16 protein-coding genes and 1 pseudogene are annotated in these 15,658 nt (G+C 65.2%); 9 read left to right on the forward strand and 8 right to left on the reverse strand.

Annotated features, from left to right (window positions below; genetic code table 11):
• Positions 1-9 precede the first annotated feature (9 nt).
• From AC1RQP_RS29685 to AC1RQP_RS29700, 4 genes are read left to right on the forward strand one after another with little or no spacing between them, the layout of a single operon-like run.
• Positions 10-1,116, forward strand: a complete 1,107-nt coding sequence (locus AC1RQP_RS29685; protein WP_492940227.1) for an electron transfer flavoprotein subunit alpha/FixB family protein — start codon at positions 10-12, stop codon at positions 1,114-1,116.
• A gap of 14 nt (positions 1,117-1,130) precedes the next feature.
• Positions 1,131-2,438, forward strand: a complete 1,308-nt coding sequence (locus tag AC1RQP_RS29690; protein WP_492940229.1) for an FAD-dependent oxidoreductase — start codon at positions 1,131-1,133, stop codon at positions 2,436-2,438.
• Between the two features lie 38 nt (positions 2,439-2,476).
• Positions 2,477-2,773: a ferredoxin family protein gene (locus tag AC1RQP_RS29695; RefSeq protein WP_492940231.1), complete on the forward strand. Its 297-nt coding sequence runs from the start codon at positions 2,477-2,479 to the stop codon at positions 2,771-2,773.
• Positions 2,774-2,776: 3 nt separating this feature from the next.
• On the forward strand, positions 2,777-2,983 hold the full coding sequence (locus AC1RQP_RS29700; RefSeq protein WP_492940233.1) for a TOBE domain-containing protein: 207 nt from the start codon (positions 2,777-2,779) through the stop codon (positions 2,981-2,983).
• On the opposite strand, the gene AC1RQP_RS29705 is transcribed toward AC1RQP_RS29700, so the two are convergent.
• From AC1RQP_RS29705 to modA, 4 genes and pseudogenes are all read right to left on the reverse strand, one after another.
• Positions 2,957-3,574 (reverse strand): DUF2478 domain-containing protein, encoded by a 618-nt coding sequence (locus AC1RQP_RS29705; RefSeq protein ID WP_492940392.1) that lies wholly within the window; start codon positions 3,572-3,574, stop codon positions 2,957-2,959. The genes AC1RQP_RS29700 and AC1RQP_RS29705 overlap by 27 nt on opposite strands.
• Before the next feature lie 51 nt (positions 3,575-3,625).
• A pseudogene (gene modC, locus AC1RQP_RS29710) lies at positions 3,626-4,324 on the reverse strand (molybdenum ABC transporter ATP-binding protein); the annotation flags it as partial.
• Positions 4,321-5,007: a molybdate ABC transporter permease subunit gene (gene modB, locus AC1RQP_RS29715; RefSeq protein WP_492940235.1), complete on the reverse strand. Its 687-nt coding sequence runs from the start codon at positions 5,005-5,007 to the stop codon at positions 4,321-4,323. The pseudogene modC and the gene modB, both read right to left, overlap by 4 nt.
• Positions 5,008-5,012: 5 nt before the next feature.
• Positions 5,013-5,765 carry a molybdate ABC transporter substrate-binding protein gene (gene modA, locus AC1RQP_RS29720; RefSeq protein WP_492940237.1) on the reverse strand — a complete coding sequence of 251 codons (753 nt, stop codon included), beginning with the start codon at positions 5,763-5,765 and terminating at the stop codon, positions 5,013-5,015.
• A gap of 234 nt (positions 5,766-5,999) precedes the next feature.
• Here modA and modD point away from each other — a divergent pair, with 234 nt between their 5' ends.
• Positions 6,000-6,917: a ModD protein gene (gene modD, locus AC1RQP_RS29725; RefSeq protein WP_492940239.1), complete on the forward strand. Its 918-nt coding sequence runs from the start codon at positions 6,000-6,002 to the stop codon at positions 6,915-6,917.
• A gap of 30 nt (positions 6,918-6,947) precedes the next feature.
• Here modD and AC1RQP_RS29730 read toward each other — a convergent pair whose 3' ends face one another.
• Positions 6,948-7,859 (reverse strand): DMT family transporter, encoded by a 912-nt coding sequence (locus AC1RQP_RS29730; protein WP_492940241.1) that lies wholly within the window; start codon positions 7,857-7,859, stop codon positions 6,948-6,950.
• 499 nt (positions 7,860-8,358) lie between these two features.
• On the opposite strand from AC1RQP_RS29730, the gene AC1RQP_RS29735 reads away from it, so the two are divergent.
• The gene (locus AC1RQP_RS29735; RefSeq protein WP_492940243.1) at positions 8,359-9,216 is read left to right on the forward strand and encodes an SDR family oxidoreductase; all 858 of its coding nucleotides are present in this window, start codon (positions 8,359-8,361) and stop codon (positions 9,214-9,216) included.
• A gap of 88 nt (positions 9,217-9,304) precedes the next feature.
• Here the strand turns inward: AC1RQP_RS29735 and AC1RQP_RS29740 are convergent, their stop codons facing one another.
• Complete coding sequence (locus AC1RQP_RS29740) at positions 9,305-9,820, reverse strand: YciE/YciF ferroxidase family protein (RefSeq protein WP_492940245.1); 516 nt, start codon at positions 9,818-9,820, stop codon at positions 9,305-9,307.
• 86 nt (positions 9,821-9,906) lie between these two features.
• Between AC1RQP_RS29740 and AC1RQP_RS29745 the strand changes: the two genes are divergently transcribed.
• From AC1RQP_RS29745 to AC1RQP_RS29755, 3 genes are all read left to right on the forward strand, one after another.
• Positions 9,907-10,101 carry a hypothetical protein gene (locus AC1RQP_RS29745; protein WP_061883519.1) on the forward strand — a complete coding sequence of 65 codons (195 nt, stop codon included), beginning with the start codon at positions 9,907-9,909 and terminating at the stop codon, positions 10,099-10,101.
• 48 nt (positions 10,102-10,149) lie between these two features.
• On the forward strand, positions 10,150-10,419 hold the full coding sequence (locus tag AC1RQP_RS29750) for a hypothetical protein (protein ID WP_239625723.1): 270 nt from the start codon (positions 10,150-10,152) through the stop codon (positions 10,417-10,419).
• Between the two features lie 312 nt (positions 10,420-10,731).
• On the forward strand, positions 10,732-13,053 hold the full coding sequence (locus tag AC1RQP_RS29755; RefSeq protein WP_492940247.1) for a molybdopterin guanine dinucleotide-containing S/N-oxide reductase: 2,322 nt from the start codon (positions 10,732-10,734) through the stop codon (positions 13,051-13,053).
• 291 nt (positions 13,054-13,344) lie between these two features.
• Here AC1RQP_RS29755 and AC1RQP_RS29760 read toward each other — a convergent pair whose 3' ends face one another.
• Together AC1RQP_RS29760 and AC1RQP_RS29765 are read right to left on the reverse strand one after the other, a co-directional pair.
• On the reverse strand, positions 13,345-14,322 hold the full coding sequence (locus AC1RQP_RS29760) for a helix-turn-helix domain-containing protein (protein WP_492940249.1): 978 nt from the start codon (positions 14,320-14,322) through the stop codon (positions 13,345-13,347).
• Between the two features lie 339 nt (positions 14,323-14,661).
• A complete protein-coding gene (locus AC1RQP_RS29765; RefSeq protein WP_492940251.1) occupies positions 14,662-15,618 on the reverse strand; it encodes an alpha/beta fold hydrolase in 957 nt (318 codons plus the stop codon).
• Between the last annotated feature and the right edge of the window lie 40 nt (positions 15,619-15,658).

Consider the following 15,658-nt stretch of genomic DNA (forward strand, 5'->3'; position numbering starts at 1 on the left):
ACGAGCAACATGAGCACCGCACCGAAAGCCGCCGCACCCGCTGCGGGCCGCGCCGCGACCAAGAAGGAGCTGCCCGAGCACTTCAAGGCCTACAAGCACGTTTGGGTCTTCATCGAGCAGGAGCGTGGCCAGGTTCACCCCGTCTCCTGGGAATTGATGGGCGCCGGTCGCAAGCTCGCCGACAAGCTCAAGGTCGATCTCGCCGCGGTCGTGATCGGACCCGAAGGCGAGGCGACGCAGAGCGCCGCCGCGGAGTCGTTTTGCTACGGCGCCGATCTCGTCTACATGGTCGCCGACGATCTGCTCGCCGACTATCGCAACGAGTCCTACACCAAGGCGCTGACCGACGTCGTCAATACCTACAAGCCCGAGATCCTGCTGCTTGGCGCCACCACGCTCGGCCGCGACCTCGCAGGTTCGGTGGCGACGACGCTGCTTACAGGGCTGACGGCAGACTGCACCGAGCTCGACGTCGATGCCGACGGCTCGCTCGCCGCGACGCGGCCGACCTTCGGCGGCTCGCTGCTCTGCACGATCTACACGCTGAATTACCGGCCGCAGATGGCGACGGTACGTCCGCGCGTGATGCCGATGCCGGATCGCGTCGTGCGTCCCCTCGGCCGCATCGTCAGCCACCCGCTCGGCCTCGTCGAGGACGACATCGTGACGAAGGTGCTGTCGTTCCTGCCCGATCGCGATTCCGCGAAATCCAATCTCGCCTATGCCGACGTCGTCGTCGCCGGCGGCCTTGGGCTGGGGTCACCGGAGAATTTTCAGCTGGTGCGCCAGCTCGCTACGGTGCTGGGCGCCGAATATGGCTGCTCTCGGCCGCTGGTGCAGAAAGGCTGGGTCACATCCGACCGGCAGATCGGCCAGACCGGCAAGACGATCCGGCCGAAGCTCTATATCGCCGCCGGCATTTCCGGCGCGATCCAGCACCGCGTCGGCGTCGAAGGCGCCGACCTGATCGTCGCCATCAACACCGACAGGAACGCGCCGATCTTCGATTTCGCGCATATGGGCATCGTCACCGACGCCATCAGGTTGCTTCCGGCCTTGACCGCCGCGTTCCGGGCCCGGCTGTCGCCGCATTCACGCGACCGGATCGCCAGCTGAGACAGGAGCACGCCATGATCGAGGAGAAGTTCGATGCGATCGTCGTCGGGGCCGGCATGGCCGGCAATGCCGCGGCACTCACGCTCGCCCAGCGCGGCCTGAAGGTGCTTCAGCTCGAGCGCGGCGAGTACTCCGGCTCGAAGAACGTGCAGGGCGCGATCCTCTATGCCGACATGCTGGAGAAGCTGATCCCCGACTTCCGCGAGGACGCGCCGCTGGAGCGGCACCTTGTCGAGCAGCGCTTCTGGATGATGGACGACCGCTCGCACACCGGCCTGCACTACCGCTCCGATGATTTCAACGAGGAGAAGCCGAACCGCTACACCATCATCCGCGCGCAGTTCGACAAATGGTTCTCGCAGAAGGTCCGCGAGGCCGGCGCCATCGTGCTGTGCGAGACGACGGTGACTGAGCTCGCGCAGGACGCCTATGGCAAGGTGATCGGCGTTCGCACCGACCGCGCCGATGGCGAGATCCATGCCGATGTCGTCGTGCTGGCCGAAGGCGTCAATGGCCTGCTCGGCACCCGCGCCGGCCTGCGCGAACGGCCCAAGCCCGACAAGGTCGCGCTCGCCGTCAAGGAGATGCATTTCCTGCCGCGCGAGACCATCGAGGCCCGCTTCAATCTCAGGGGCGACGAAGGCATGGTGATCGAGGCCGCCGGCACCATCTCCCGCGGCATGACCGGCATGGGCTTCATCTACGCCAACAAGGAGTGCATCTCGCTCGGCATCGGCTGCCTCGTCGCCGATTTCCAGCGCACCGGCGAGACGCCGTACGGGCTGCTCGACCGTTTCAAGCGGCATCCCTCGGTCGCCCCGCTGATCGAAGGCTCCGAGGTGAAGGAATATGCCGCGCACCTCATTCCCGAAGGCGGCTTCAATGCGATCCCGCAGCTCTATGGCGAGGGCTGGGTCGTCGTCGGCGACGCTGCCCAGCTCAACAATGCCATTCATCGCGAAGGATCGAACCTCGCAATGACCTCGGGCCGGATCGCGGCTGAGGCGATCTTCCAGGTCAAGTCGCGCAAGGATCCGATGACGGCGGCGAACCTGTCGCTCTACAAGACGATGCTGGATCAGTCCTTCGTCATCAAGGACCTGAAGAAGTACAAGGACATGCCTGCGCTGATGCACACCCAGTCGCAGAATTTCTTCCTGACCTATCCGGAGCTCGTCTCCAAGGCGATGCAGAACTTCCTGCGCGTCGACGGTACGCCGAAGGTCGAGAAGGAAAAGACGACGTTCAAATCGTTCATCAAGGCGCGGTCGTGGAGCGGGCTGTTTGGCGATGCCTTCCGCCTCGCGCGCGCCTGGCGGTGACCTCAAGGAAGCGCAAAACTGGCGATGGAGATTAGGCCATGTCGATCGAAGCATCCGTGCGTGTCGAGGACAAGCTGTTCTACAACCGTTATCTGGTCGATGCCGGCCGGGCCCACATCAAGGTGCGCCCGCACACCACGCCGTCGCCGGAACTCCTGACGATGCTGAAGGCCTGCCCGGCGCGCTGCTACGAGCTCAATGACAAGGGCCAGGTCGAGATCACAGTCGACGGCTGCATCGAATGCGGGACATGCCGTGTGATCTGTGAGGGGAGCGGCGACATCGAGTGGAGCTATCCGCGCGGTGGTTACGGCGTTCTGTTCAAGTTCGGCTGACCCATGAAGCTCAGTGCACGCAACATTCTTCCCGGAAAGATCATCGCCGTCACCAAGGGCACGACGACGGCCCATGTGAAGATCGAGCTCGCGCCGGACCTCGTGGTGTTTTCCGCAATCACCAACGAGGCCGTGGACGATCTCGCGCTGATGGTCGGGGATACCGTCTCCGCCGTGATCAAGTCATCCGACGTGATGATCGGCAAGTAGCGCCGCAGGCGCATCGGCGGGCCGGCGCGCTGCGCAGGCCCGCTTTATTCGTGACGACAGATCCTGCCACCAGCCCTCGATCGCTCCTCGCTCGCACAACAGGCTGGTGCCGATCCCGCCGGTAAAGTCATTCCAGGCGTCCAGGCATTTTTCCGGCACCGCCGTGAGCACGGGGATGCCGGCGCCGATGGCGCAGGCCAGCTCGTCGCGCAGGCCGTCGCCGGCAGCTTCCTGCTTGGAGAATTTGTTGATCACGACGAGATCGACATTGGCCGCGATCGCGCGGGTGACGGCGACCGCCGCTTCGGCAAGGCCCGCAGCGTCGAGCTTGCACGCCATGGCGCCCGAGCCGAGCGGCTGGCAGATCGAGATCTCCGCGCCGGTCATGAGGTCGATCGCCTGCATGCCGATCTGGCAGTCCGCGCCATCCTTGACGTTGCGCTGGACCACGCCGCCGATCCGCTCGCCTGACCGGACGAGATCCTGAGCAAAGTCGGCGAGCAGGCCGTCGACGTCGTCCTGCGGACGGTACATGATCGCGGCGACGCGGTTCGGGTCGATGTCGTGAAAGTCGATCGGCATGGAAGTCATCCTCGTCGGGTTTCCTACGCTCTTCCGTCGTCGCGAGCAATCTCCAAGCCGATCGCGGCTCCCGGCCAGCGGTATCGGGCGGAGGCTGTGCAGCGGGCCGGAGCCGACGACACGGCCTTGCTCCATCAGCACCAGGTGATCGGCAAAGCGCTCGATCTCCGCCATGTCGTGGCTGATATAGAGGACCGGCAGCGACAGTGTCTCGTGCAGCCGCTCGAGGAACGGGAAGATCTCGTCCTTGGTGGTGCGGTCGAGCGCGGACAGCGGCTCGTCCATCAGAAGGAGTTTTGGCTGTGACAGCAGGGCACGGCCGATCGCGACGCGCTGCCGCTCGCCGCCGGAGAGGCGGTAGGGCGAGCGGTCGAGCAGTGCGGCAAGGCCGAGCAGCTCCACGACCTCGCTGAATGCGATCTGCGCGCGCGCCGCCTTCGGAGCGCCGAACAGCAGATTGCGTCGCACCGAAAGATGCGGAAACAGGCTGGCTTCCTGGAAGACGTAGCCGATCGGTCGCAGGTGCACGGGCCGAAACGACGAGCCGTCCTGCCAGACTTCACCATCCACCGCGCAGAAGCCGTCGGCCATGCGCTGCAGGCCGGCGATACAGCGCGCGACACTGGTCTTGCCGCAACCCGACGGACCGCAGATCGCAGTGACGCCGGTGGCGGGCAGGCTGAGTTCGGCGTCGAGCGTGAAACTGCCGAGCCTGCCGCGGAAGGCCGCGTTGATGCGAGCGGGTTCGGCCGTTCTCACGCCGCAGCCCTCGCGGCGCGCTTGTCGACGAGCGTCATGGTGAGGATCACGGCGAAGGCGAAGGCCACCATGCCGCCGGCGAGCATGCTCGCCTCGCGCCAACGCGAGGTCTCGACATAGTCGAAGAGCGCGACCGACAACACCTTGGTGCGGCCGGGAATGTTGCCGCCGATCATCAGCACGAGGCCGAACTCGCCGACGGTGTGCGCGAAGCCGAGCACCGCACCGGTCAGGAAACCAGGCCGCGCCAGCGGCACCGCGACGGTCCAGAAGGTCCGAAGGGGCGAAGCGCGCAAGGTGGCGGCAACTTCGAGCGGACGCTCGCCCATCGCGGCGAAGGCGTTCCGGATCGGCTGCACCACGAACGGCATCGAATACACCACCGAGCCGATGACAAGGCCTTCGAAAGTGAAGGCAAGCGTGCGCGCGCCCCAGAGGCGCGCGAGCCACCCACCCGGCCCGTCCGGGCCGAGCAGCACTAGCAGATAGAAGCCGAGCACGGTCGGCGGCAGCACCAGCGGCAGCGCAACCACGCTCGCGATGATTTCGGTCCACCAGCCTCTGGCGCGCGCCAGCCACCAGGCGAGCGGCGTGGCCAGCACCAGCAGGATCGCGGTCGAGATCGCGGCCAGTTCGACCGTCAGCACAACCGACTGGCGAATCTCCGCCGACCAGATCTCCATGCGCGTCAGCTCTGCCCGTCCAGCACGTAGCCGTATCGCTCGATGACGGCGCGCGCCTCGGATCCCCTGAGGAAGCTGATGAACGCGCCGGCGGCCTCGTTGCCGGCGCCCGCCTTCAGCAGGACCGCGTCCTGGCGGATCGGATTATAGAGCGCCTGCGGCACCACCCAGCGCGAACCGGCCTCGCTGCCGGTCAGTTGCGACAGCGCCACGAAGCCGACCTCGGCATTCCCCGTCTCGACGAACTGATAGGCCTGGGTGATGGTCGCGCCCTCCACCAGCTTCGGCTTCAGGGCGTCGTATAGGTTCAGCGACTTCATGGTCTCCACGGCAGCAAGACCGTAGGGCGCGGCGGCCGGATTGCAGATCGAGAGCTTTGCAAAGGAGGCGGCCTTCAGCGTCTCCTCGCCCGTCACGACGCCCGGCGACTTGCTCCACAGCACGAGCTTTCCGATCGCGTAGGTGAAGCTGCTGCCCGCGACAGCGAGACCTTCCTCGACGAGCTGCTTCGGCCGTGAATCGTCGGCTGACAGGAACACCTGGAACGGCGCCCCTTGCGTGATCTGGGTGTAAAATTGCCCGCTCGCGCCGAAGCTGAGCACCGCCTCGTGCCCGGTCTTCTGCTTGAAGAGGGCGGCGATCTCCTTGGCAGCATCGGTGAAGTTGGCGGCCACGGCGACGTTGGTCTGCGCGGCCTGCGCCGATGCGCATGCGAGCAGCAATCCCGCGACGATGGTGATCGAGCGAAGCAGCTTCATGATGAACTCCAGCGGCCGGCAATTGCTTCAGCGCAGCCCGATTGCTGCAAGGCGCCGGCCGGAAGCATCCCAGCAATCGGCGTGCCGGATATGCGGTCGCAGTCTGGTGTGCGCCTTGCAGGAATGGCGTCAAAAGAGGGGGCTTCCCGCCTCTTGCGACGGCGGGACCGATGATCCGTGTCGGATTCCCGACAAGGCCGTCGGCAAGCCGACACCAATGAAGGGAAGCACGACATGGCAACCGCTGCATCGCGCGCCGAACTCGAACGCCTGCTGGAGGACGATGTCCCCTATGGCGATCTCACCACCGAGGCGCTCGGGATCGGCGGGGCCATCGGCGTGATGCAGTTCGCCGCGCGCGCGCAGATGGTGCTGGCGCTCGCCGAGGATGCCGCCGCAATCATCGCGCTCGCCGGCTGCGAGGTGGAGCTGTTCGCCGCATCCGGCGCGGCGCTGGAGCAGGGCGCCCCGATCCTTCAGGCGCGCGGTCCGGCCGCGGGCCTGCTGCGGAGCTGGAAGGTGGCGCAAACCCTGATCGAGATCTGGTCGGGCGTGGCCAGCGAGACCCGCGCCATCGTCGATGCGGCGAGGGCGGTCGCACCTCGTATCCCGGTCGCCTGCACGCGCAAGAACGTGCCGGGCACCAAGCGCTTTGCGGTCGCGGCCATCAAGGCGGGCGGCGCCGTGATGCACCGGCTCGGCCTGTCCGAGACGGTGCTGGTGTTTCCAGAACACCGCGTCTTTCTCGGCGACCTGCCGCTGTTTCAAGCCGTCGAGCGATTGCGCCGGGCGGCGCCGGAGAAGAAGCTCGTGATCGAGGTGAAGACCGCCGATGCCGCACTAGCCGCGGCGGTCGCCGGTTTCGACGTGATTCAAGCCGAGAAGTTCTCGCCAGCCGAGATAGCTGCATTGGTCAAGCGCATGGCATCTATGGCCTATACACGAAATCGTCCGCTCGTCGCCGCCGCCGGTGGCGTCAATGCGGCAAATGCCGCGGCCTATGCGGAAGCTGGCGCCGATGTCCTGGTCACGTCCTCGCCCTATCTGGCGAAGTCGAGAGACGTGCAGGTGGAGATTGCGTCAGCCGACGACGGCACACGCAGTGCGCGGCTTAGTCTCAGGAGGGATGCAGCCGTTCCGGCATCGACATAGCAGGAGCCGCCTCTCTCCACGTCGCCACCGCTATTTGGACAGGCTCCTGGTTTCGGGTTGGCCTCCTCCGAGGAGCAGAACGAGCCCGGCAGTGACAATCGCGATGCCGATCCACTCGATGGTTGTTGGAATCTCCGAAAGTATCGGAATCGCCAACAGCGTCGCACTTGCCGGTACCGCCGCAGCCAGACCGGCCGAGGGCGTCGGCCCGAGAATCCTCGCGGAAATGGAGAACAGGATGACCGCCAGGAAACCGGGGCCCAAGCCCTGGAAGGCAGCCTGAAGCAGTACCGTCGACCACGGCGCATCGTGGATGGTGGAGGGAAGAAAGAGAAACCAGACTGGCAGGAAAAGCAGCGCGTTCGGCACACTGACCAGGACCAGCGCCTGACGCGCCTCGACCTGCCAGTGCTTCACGCCCATAAAGTAGATCGAGAGCACAGCTGACGCCGCGAGGAAGAACGCAATGGCCGATGCCACGCTATTGCCGCCGGCGCGCATGCCCGGAACGCCAATGAGCACGGCGCCGACGAGCAGGACGAGAACTGCAATGAGTTGCCGCCAGGACGGCAGGCGCCGTGCGAAAAACAAACCCAGCAGAATGGTGAAGATCGGTAACGAGCCGTTGGCGAATGCTCCCCCGTATGCTGCCGACGAACCCTTCAACCCGAAGTACATCAAGATATTGTACAGCGCGCCGGGGCCAAAAATCGACATCGACAGGATTGCGTGCAGCGGCAGGTGGCGCGGCCACCAGGCCTTGGCGAACGGAAGAACCAGGGCACCGGCGACCATGAACCGAAGCGCCGTCAAATCGAAGGGTGTCAGGCCGGATTGCATGCCGGCCCTCGAGAAGACGAGAAAGCCAGACCAGATGCAGAATACACCGGCTGCGCTCAGGAGTCCGAGAATCCGCTCGTTCGATTGGGCTGCTGGAGTCAAGCCGGTGTCCGATTGCTTGAGATACCTTAACTTAAAGCACCTGTGAGTTTCAAAATGCTCTCCGCAACATGGTCATTAAAAGATGACGCTATGGCGATCGGCCCTCGGGAGACTTTCTAAAGCATGATCCGGAAGAGTGCGCAGCGGTTCTCCGAAAAGATCATGTTTGAACAACAACCTAAAGCGCCATGATGATTCATCCTGATCTCACCGCGCTTCGCGACGTCTTGGATGGTCGCGACGACGTCGATGGCGGCAACCGCCGCCTCGCTGCGGCCTATCCGGCTGTGCCTTTCTCGAACGGGTTCCTGTGGGCGGAGCCCGGCCACATGTATCGTCGTGCCCGATCGGCGGATGCGCAAATAGGAACCTCGGCAGCGCCGTAACGGCGCGCGAATCCAGGCGGCGGCGCTAGCCTCGCGGCGATGGCGTGGCTCTGACAATACCAGGAACACTTCCGGCGCCGCCCCGTTAGCGCAGCAAACGCCGGGAGTTGTCCATGACCGACTATCCAAAGCCGCCTTATCCCTCGCAGCAGCAGCCGATGCCCGGTTCGACGCGGGCGATGCAGCCGCGACCGGATCATGGCGAGGAGACTTACAAGGGCTCCGGACGCCTGGCCGGAAAGAAGGCCATCATCACGGGCGGTGACAGCGGCATCGGCCGCGCGGTCGCACTCGCCTACGCACGTGAAGGCGCGGATATCGTCGTCTCCTATTTGAACGAGGACGAGGATGCGGCCGAGGTCAAGGCGCTGGTGGAACGGGAGGGACGCAAGGTCGTCCTGATCCCCGGCGATATCAGAAATCCCGATCACTGCCGCGCCATCGTGCGTCGCACCGTCGAAGAGCTCGGCGGAATCGACATCCTCATCAACAACGCGGCGCATCAGGCCACGTTCAAGGACATCGGGGATATCAGCGACGAAGAGTGGCAGCGGACGTTCGAGACCAACATCCACGCCATGTTCTATCTGACCAAGGCTGCGGTCCCCCACATGCGGCCGGGAGCCGCGATCATCAACACGGCCTCGGTGAACTCCGACATGCCGAACCCGAGCCTGCTGGCTTACGCCACGACCAAGGGGGCCATCCAGAATTTCACGGGTGGGCTCGCGCAGATGCTGGCCGAGAAAGGCATTCGGGTCAACGCCGTCGCCCCGGGGCCGATCTGGACGCCGCTGATCCCATCGACCATGCCGGAGGACTCCGTCAAGAACTTTGGCAAGCAGGTGCCGATGCAGCGCGCCGGCCAGCCGGCCGAGCTCGCAACGGCCTATGTCATGCTGGCCGATCCGCTCTCGAGCTATACCTCGGGGGCGACGCTGGCCGTCACCGGCGGGAAGCCGTTCATCTGATCGAATATGCCCGCGGGCGCCGAGGGGGTCGCAAGGACCGAGGCGGCGCCGCGAGCGGGGCCGCCTCGTCCCGGTCAGCCGACATCAATCACGCGGCGCTGGAGGCCTTGGCGTTGACGCCTTTGCGCAGCGCCACCGTGTTCAGCTTGGTGTTGGCGGCCTTCTCTTCGTTCAAATTGGTCGTGAGGAAGCGCACGATGTCGTCGTGGCCGAGCTCTTCGGCCCACGCGATCAGCGTGCCGTAGCGGCACATTTCGTAGTGCTCCACGGCCTGTGCGTTCGCGACGATCGCGGCGTCGAGCACGGACTTGTCCTCGATCTCCCCGGCGGTCTCGTCGGCTTCCTTGATGAGGCCGTCGATGGCCGGACAATGAGTGCCGCTCGGCTCCTTGCCGAGTTTCGCGAACACCTTGTCGAGGCGTTCGACCTGCTTGTTGGTCTCTTCCAGGTGGGCTTTCAGCCCGGCGGCGAGGTCCCTGTTGGTCGCCTTGTCGATCATCTTCGGCAGCGCCTTCAGGATCTGCTGTTCCGCGTAATAGATGTCCTGCAGCCCGTGCAGCAGCAGGTCTTCCATCGATTTGATGTCCTTGGTGAAGAATCCCATAAAGACGTCTCCTTTTCACAATGATGGCAGTGGAACGCCGTGCGGCCGTGGCTGTTCCATTCCCGTGGGTAGACCGGGAGAGCCGAATGAACGACGGACAGGATCATCTTGCAGGCCTGCTCGGACGCGCGGCGATGGACGTGTGGGGCGACATGCCTCGCGACATCCAGGAAGCGCTGTTCGAGACCGCCATGAAGGGACGCCCGACGGAGCGTGAGGAGCTCGCGCGGTTGCTACACGAGCGGCACCCGCGCACGCTTCATCCAGCCCGGCCAGGCTGAAGCGGCGGGTCGGGTCGGGAACGATCGCGCCAGCTCCTGATTGGTGAAATGGGTGGCGCGCAGCCGAACGGCTTGATGCAAGCCGCGGGAGGCGCATCGCTCAAACACCTGGACCAGATTTGCGAGCCGATCGACGTGACTGAGATGAATATCGGAAAATGGTACGACCCGATTTCGGAGCGGTGGATCGCGCCGCGCGAAACACGCACCATCGCAGCGAATGATCGGTCGAGCACGAAGCAGGCGCCGGAGGCTCACAAGCGGGAAGAGGCGCAGCGGATCTGGAATCTGCTGGTCGATTGCTGCGCGCGCGGATGATGCCTGCCTCGCCAGCATGACGGATTCGCTCCCTGCGGGCTCCGGTGCCCGGCGGATGCCGCGGCAGACGAATCGCCCCCGCAACGAATTCTCCCTGCCGACGCGGCGACACGAATCGGCAGTTCGTGCAAATCCCTGGGCCCTCGACCGGTGCGGGTCACTGCTGACATCGCAGGCGCCTTGGCGACGCCCTCGGCTGGCATTGCGCGGGGCAGGCCAGCGTTTCCGTCAACGCTGAACTCGACGACGTCCAGAGCGGATCGGTATATTACCACCCCGATTGCAGGCCCGTACCGGAACAAGGATCAGACGATGGACGATACGATTGGCTTTCCCGACCCCGGTCTCGACCTGTCGGACGGCTTCAAGCCGCATACCTCGCATTGGGGCGTCTTCTCCGCGCGTCAGGGCGCGGCCGGGCTGGAGGTCAGGGCCTATGCGGGCGATCCCGATCCGAACGGCATCATCGACAATTTTCCCGGCGCGCTCCGCCACCAGGCGCGCATTGCCCAGCCAGCGATCCGCCGCGGCTGGCTGGAGCGCGGGCCGGGCCCTGACGATCGCCGCGGCCGCGACGAGTTCGTCTCCGTCAGCTGGGAGAAGGCGCTTGATCTCCTGGGGGACGAACTCGCACGCATCCGCGACACGCGCGGGCCGGGCGCCGTGTTCGGCGGCTCCTATGGCTGGTCGAGCGCCGGCCGCTTCCATCACGCCCAGAGCCAGGTGCATCGCTTCCTCAACATCGCGATGGGCGGCTATGTGCGCTCGGTCAACTCCTATTCATCGGGTGCGTCCTCGGTGCTGCTGCCGCAGATCCTGGCCGGCTACGAGGACATCACCAAGCGCAACGTCACCTGGGAGCAGATCGCGGATCACACCGAGGTCGTGCTGGCATTCGGCGGCATGGCGTTGAAGAACTCCATGGTGGCCGGCGGCTCGATCAGCAAGCATGTCGAGCGCGGCGCGATGGCGGCTGCGCGGCGGCGCGGCTGCGAGTTCATCCTGGTCAGCCCGCTCCGCGATGATCTGCCGGTCGAGGCCGGCGCCGAATGGATCACCTGCGTGCCCGGCACCGACACTGCGCTGATGCTCGGCATCGTCCACACGCTCGTGAGCGAAAGCCTGCACGACCAGGCCTTCCTCGATCGCTACACCGAGGGCTGGCCGGTCTTCCTGCGCTATCTCACCGGCGAGAGCGATGGGCAAGCAAAGCATGCCGAATGGGCCGCCGCCATCTGCGGTGTCGAGGCGGATACGATCCGCAAGCTGGCGCGGCGTCTTGCCCGCAAGCGCGCGCTCATCACCGTCTCCCATTCGCTGCAGCGCGCCGAGCATGGCGAGCAGCCGGTGTGGATGGGCATGGTGCTGGCGGCGGCGCTCGGGCAGATCGGCCTTCCCGGCGGCGGCTACGCCTATTCGCTGGGTGCGATCGGCTATTACGGCCGCCGCGTCAACGACGTGCCGGGGCCGACGCTGGGCCAGGGCCGTAACGGTGTTGCCGATTTCATCCCGGTGGCGCGCATCGCCGACATGCTGCTCAATCCCGGCAGCACGTATCGCTACAACGGCGAGACGCGCACCTATCCGGACATTCGTCTGGTTTACTGGGCGGGCGGCAATCCCTTCCATCACCACCAGGACATCAACCGCTTGCGCAAGGCGTTCGCGCAAGTGGACACATTCGTCGTGCACGAGCTCGCATGGACCGCCACAGCCCGTCACGCCGACATCGTGCTGCCCTCGACGATGACGCTGGAGCGCGAGGACATCGGCTATTCCAGCAACGATCCCCTGATGGTCGCGATGCACCGGATCGCCGAGCCGTTCGGGCTCGCGCGCGACGACTACGAGATTTTTGCCGATCTCGCCGACCGTCTCGGAGCGCGCGAACCCTTCACCGAAGGACGCACGTCGCGGCAGTGGCTAAGACATCTCTACGAGCCGACTCGCGCATCGCTGGCCAAGCGCGGCCTCGAAGCTCCTGATTTCGACGAGTTCTGGGCGCGCGGCAGCCTGGTCGTGCCCCAGCAGCCCGATGACGGTGGCCGGCTGCGCCGCTTCCGCGACGATCCGGTCAATCACGCCCTGCCGACGCCGAGCGGGCGGATCGAGATCTTCTCGGCCAAGATCGCAGGTCATGGCGATGCGGATTGTCCCGGCCATCCGGTCTGGCTCGACAAGACCGATACGCCCAAGCCCGGGGCGCCGTGCTTCCTCGTCGCCAACCAGCCGGCGACGCGCCTGCACAGCCAGCTCGATTTCGGCGGACATTCGCTTGCCGCAAAGCATCGCGGCCGCGAGGTCGCGCGCATGAACCCGGTTGATGCGGACGCGCGTGGCATCAAGGACGGCGACATCATTCGCCTGTTCAACGAGCGCGGCGCATGCCTTGCTGCCGTCCACGTCACCGACGGCATCGCGCCCGGCGTGGTCCAGCTTCCGACCGGCGCCTGGTACGATCCGATGGATCCCGAAGACGAGGCGCCGCTCTGCGTCCACGGCAATCCGAACGTGCTCACCCGCGACATCGGCACCTCCGCCCTGGCGCAAGGTTGCACCGGCCAGTTGACGACCGTCGAGGTGGAGAAATTCACCGGCAATCTGCCGCCGATCCGAGCGTTCGATCCGGTGTAGCGGTGGCTCAAGGCTGGATTCCCCCGTTTTCGCGGGGATGACGATGCGGGGCAGACTGCGCGCTCGATCCTCGATTGCGTGCCCTGGACGTCGCGCAGCGTCTCTTCAACTCTGCGCTGCAAAGCATCTCACTGCGCGCAACCGTATAGACTTGTGGGTTCGCGCCGCGAGCTCTCGTGTTGCAGCTTGTCCGGGAGACCAGGACCTGCAGCGGTGAGATCAACGCGGGAGCATCAAACGACAAAAAGGGGCATACGCCTGAATCCCTGCGGTCTGCCGTCTGCCGATCAGCTATGCAGCGGCGCTGGCGATCCAATCCCGGTCCGGAGACGCGTGCCGCCTCGGCCGCGCTTCGACCTCGAGCTGTCCGTCCACGTTGGCAAGGCGCCAGCGCGCCGGAGATTGACCGCTGATGCGCTTGAAGACGGTCGAAAAATGCGCCTGCGTGCTGAAGCCCACGGAAAGGGCGATCTCCGCCAATGGCCGCTCGGTGGTCGCGAGCAGCGTCTTGGCATGCTCGACCCGCTGCGTCAGCAGATATTCGCGGGGACGATAACCGGTCGCGGCACGGAATTGCGCCGCAAAGTGCATCCTTGATAGGCCGGCGACATTGGCGAGCTCGGACAGGCTGATGCAGCGGTCGAAATGATCGGCGACGTGCTGCTCGACCCGCCGCAACCGCCATTTCGGCAAGGCATTGACCTTGACGCGCGGCAGCTCCATCCGGGTGAGATGCATCGCCAGGGTCTGGCCGATGCAGTGCGTAAATTGCCGATCCGCGGCATCGCCATGTTCGACCAGCGCCCTGGCGAGCTCGGCAGCAAGCGGATCGCGCAACAGCACGAGGTCGTTCAGCCCGTCCGCGTATGCTGGAAGATGGTCCGTGGAGATGTGGACGTGCAGGAAGGCGCACGGCGACTGGAATTGTGCGCCGAGCGGCTTCGACGGGGCGGCGACGTAGAGCGACCCCGCCGGCATGGCGCCTTCGAAGACGATCCGGCCGCCGCGTGTCAGCTTCGCACGCGTGGCCTTCAGGGCAATGCCGACGAAGTAGCGATCGTCCGGCGTCGTCGCTTCGTGCGACGAGGTGCTCCGCGGGTCATCCCATCGCGAGATCGTAATGTCCTCGATCATGCCCCCCGGAGTGCGATCGATCTGACGCCACTGGCTCTCCCGGGCGATCGCCTGTGTGGGGCGAAGACTCTCATGATCCCGCGGGGCGGCCGGACAATCAGTCCAGTCATGCGCCACGTGCAAGTTGCTCGACATCGTTCGTCCTCTCCTGGTTTTGCCGTTGCTTGCAACGGCCGGCAGGCGCGCAAACCAATGCTTTCCATGCTGAGAGGATAAACGTGAGCTGGCCAGGACGCCCGTTAGGGGTGATTAGGAACTGTTAGATTCTGTGGGTGTGCATCAGGTGTGACAGCTCGTCGCAGAGGGTCTGGTTAGGACCAATTTGTCACGCATTTGCGCAGACCGGAGGGCCTGATGAGAGCGACGAGAGCATCGCGTGGACCGACGCGCCGGTGTGAGACCGGTGCAATGTCGTCACTGGACCCCGAAGCCTCTCCGTCGAGGAGATCAGCTTGCGGGTCCACAATCCCAGGCCTAGCCCTTGTCCTTGTCCAGGCGCGCAAGGAAGTCGCGAGCGAGCGCGGCGATTTCGTCGGTGGCTTCATCCAGCGCGAAGTGGCCTGCCTCCAGGATGTGAACCTCGGCATCCGGCACATCGTCGCGATAGGCTGTGGCGCCGGCGACGGTGAAAGACGGATCATACTTGCCCCAGACCACCAGCGTCGGCGGCCGCATCTTGCGCAACCAGTCCTGCCATTTGGGATAGGAGGCGACATTGGTCCGGTAATCCAGGAACAGCGTGGCCTGGATCTCGGCCTGGCCGGGACGCGTCAGGAACGCGTATTCGTCGCCCCAGGTGTCGGGGTCGTAGCGTTCGGGGTGCGGGCTTGAGCCGAGATGTCGCTGACGCGTCGCCGCCAGCGAGGTGAAATTGGCCTTGAGCGCCTCGAGCTCGTGTGCCGGGTCGGCCCAGTACCTGCGACGCGCTTCCCAGAGCGGGCTCAAGCCCTGCTCGTGCGACACCGCATTCTGGATGATGATTCCGCGGACACGTTCGGAATGCGCCAGCGCCATGCGGAAGCCGACAGGACTGCCGTAGTCCTGCATGAACAGAACATATTTGCCGAGACCGAGCTTCGTCGTGAGCTCTCCGATCACGCCGGCGATGTTGTCGAACGTATAGGTGAAAGCGGACGGCGGCGGCGCGCTGCTGTTGCCGAAGCCGGGATAATCAGGTGCGATCACGTGATATCTGTCGGCGAGCAGCGGCAGCAGAGGTTCCCACATCCGCGACGAGGAAGGGAAGCCGTGCAGGAGCAGCACGGTCGGTGCGTCGGCGGGGCCGGCCTCGCGGTAGAAGATCTCGAGGCCCTGGATATTGACGGTGTGATAGCTGATCGAACGCCGGCTCGATCGCAGGTCTTGTGCCGAGGCGTGCGCAGTCGCGCAGGTCAGGGCGGCCGAGAGTGCAAGGGTAGCGGGAACCTTCATGTCATTGCTCCGATGGCACACGCCGTTGGTTGCTCGCGCG

The sequence above is a fragment of the Bradyrhizobium sp. GW821-FHT13H06 genome (assembly GCF_058803975.1).

Excerpts from the sequence above, each read along its gene's own strand:
- AC1RQP_RS29700 (WP_492940233.1), top strand. The coding sequence starts at position 2,777 with ATGAAGCTCAGTGCACGCAACATTCTTCCCGGAAAGATCATCGCCGTC.
- AC1RQP_RS29705 (WP_492940392.1), bottom strand. The coding sequence starts at position 3,574 with ATGACTTCCATGCCGATCGACTTTCACGACATCGACCCGAACCGCGTC.
- AC1RQP_RS29735 (WP_492940243.1), top strand. The coding sequence starts at position 8,359 with ATGACCGACTATCCAAAGCCGCCTTATCCCTCGCAGCAGCAGCCGATG.
- modA (WP_492940237.1), bottom strand. The coding sequence starts at position 5,765 with ATGAAGCTGCTTCGCTCGATCACCATCGTCGCGGGATTGCTGCTCGCA.
- AC1RQP_RS29755 (WP_492940247.1), top strand. The coding sequence starts at position 10,732 with ATGGACGATACGATTGGCTTTCCCGACCCCGGTCTCGACCTGTCGGAC.
- AC1RQP_RS29695 (WP_492940231.1), top strand. The coding sequence starts at position 2,477 with ATGTCGATCGAAGCATCCGTGCGTGTCGAGGACAAGCTGTTCTACAAC.
- AC1RQP_RS29690 (WP_492940229.1), top strand. The coding sequence starts at position 1,131 with ATGATCGAGGAGAAGTTCGATGCGATCGTCGTCGGGGCCGGCATGGCC.
- AC1RQP_RS29760 (WP_492940249.1), bottom strand. The coding sequence starts at position 14,322 with ATGTCGAGCAACTTGCACGTGGCGCATGACTGGACTGATTGTCCGGCC.
- AC1RQP_RS29740 (WP_492940245.1), bottom strand. The coding sequence starts at position 9,820 with ATGGGATTCTTCACCAAGGACATCAAATCGATGGAAGACCTGCTGCTG.
- modB (WP_492940235.1), bottom strand. The coding sequence starts at position 5,007 with ATGGAGATCTGGTCGGCGGAGATTCGCCAGTCGGTTGTGCTGACGGTC.
- AC1RQP_RS29685 (WP_492940227.1), top strand. The coding sequence starts at position 10 with ATGAGCACCGCACCGAAAGCCGCCGCACCCGCTGCGGGCCGCGCCGCG.
- AC1RQP_RS29765 (WP_492940251.1), bottom strand. The coding sequence starts at position 15,618 with ATGAAGGTTCCCGCTACCCTTGCACTCTCGGCCGCCCTGACCTGCGCG.
- modD (WP_492940239.1), top strand. The coding sequence starts at position 6,000 with ATGGCAACCGCTGCATCGCGCGCCGAACTCGAACGCCTGCTGGAGGAC.
- AC1RQP_RS29750 (WP_239625723.1), top strand. The coding sequence starts at position 10,150 with ATGGGTGGCGCGCAGCCGAACGGCTTGATGCAAGCCGCGGGAGGCGCA.
- AC1RQP_RS29745 (WP_061883519.1), top strand. The coding sequence starts at position 9,907 with ATGAACGACGGACAGGATCATCTTGCAGGCCTGCTCGGACGCGCGGCG.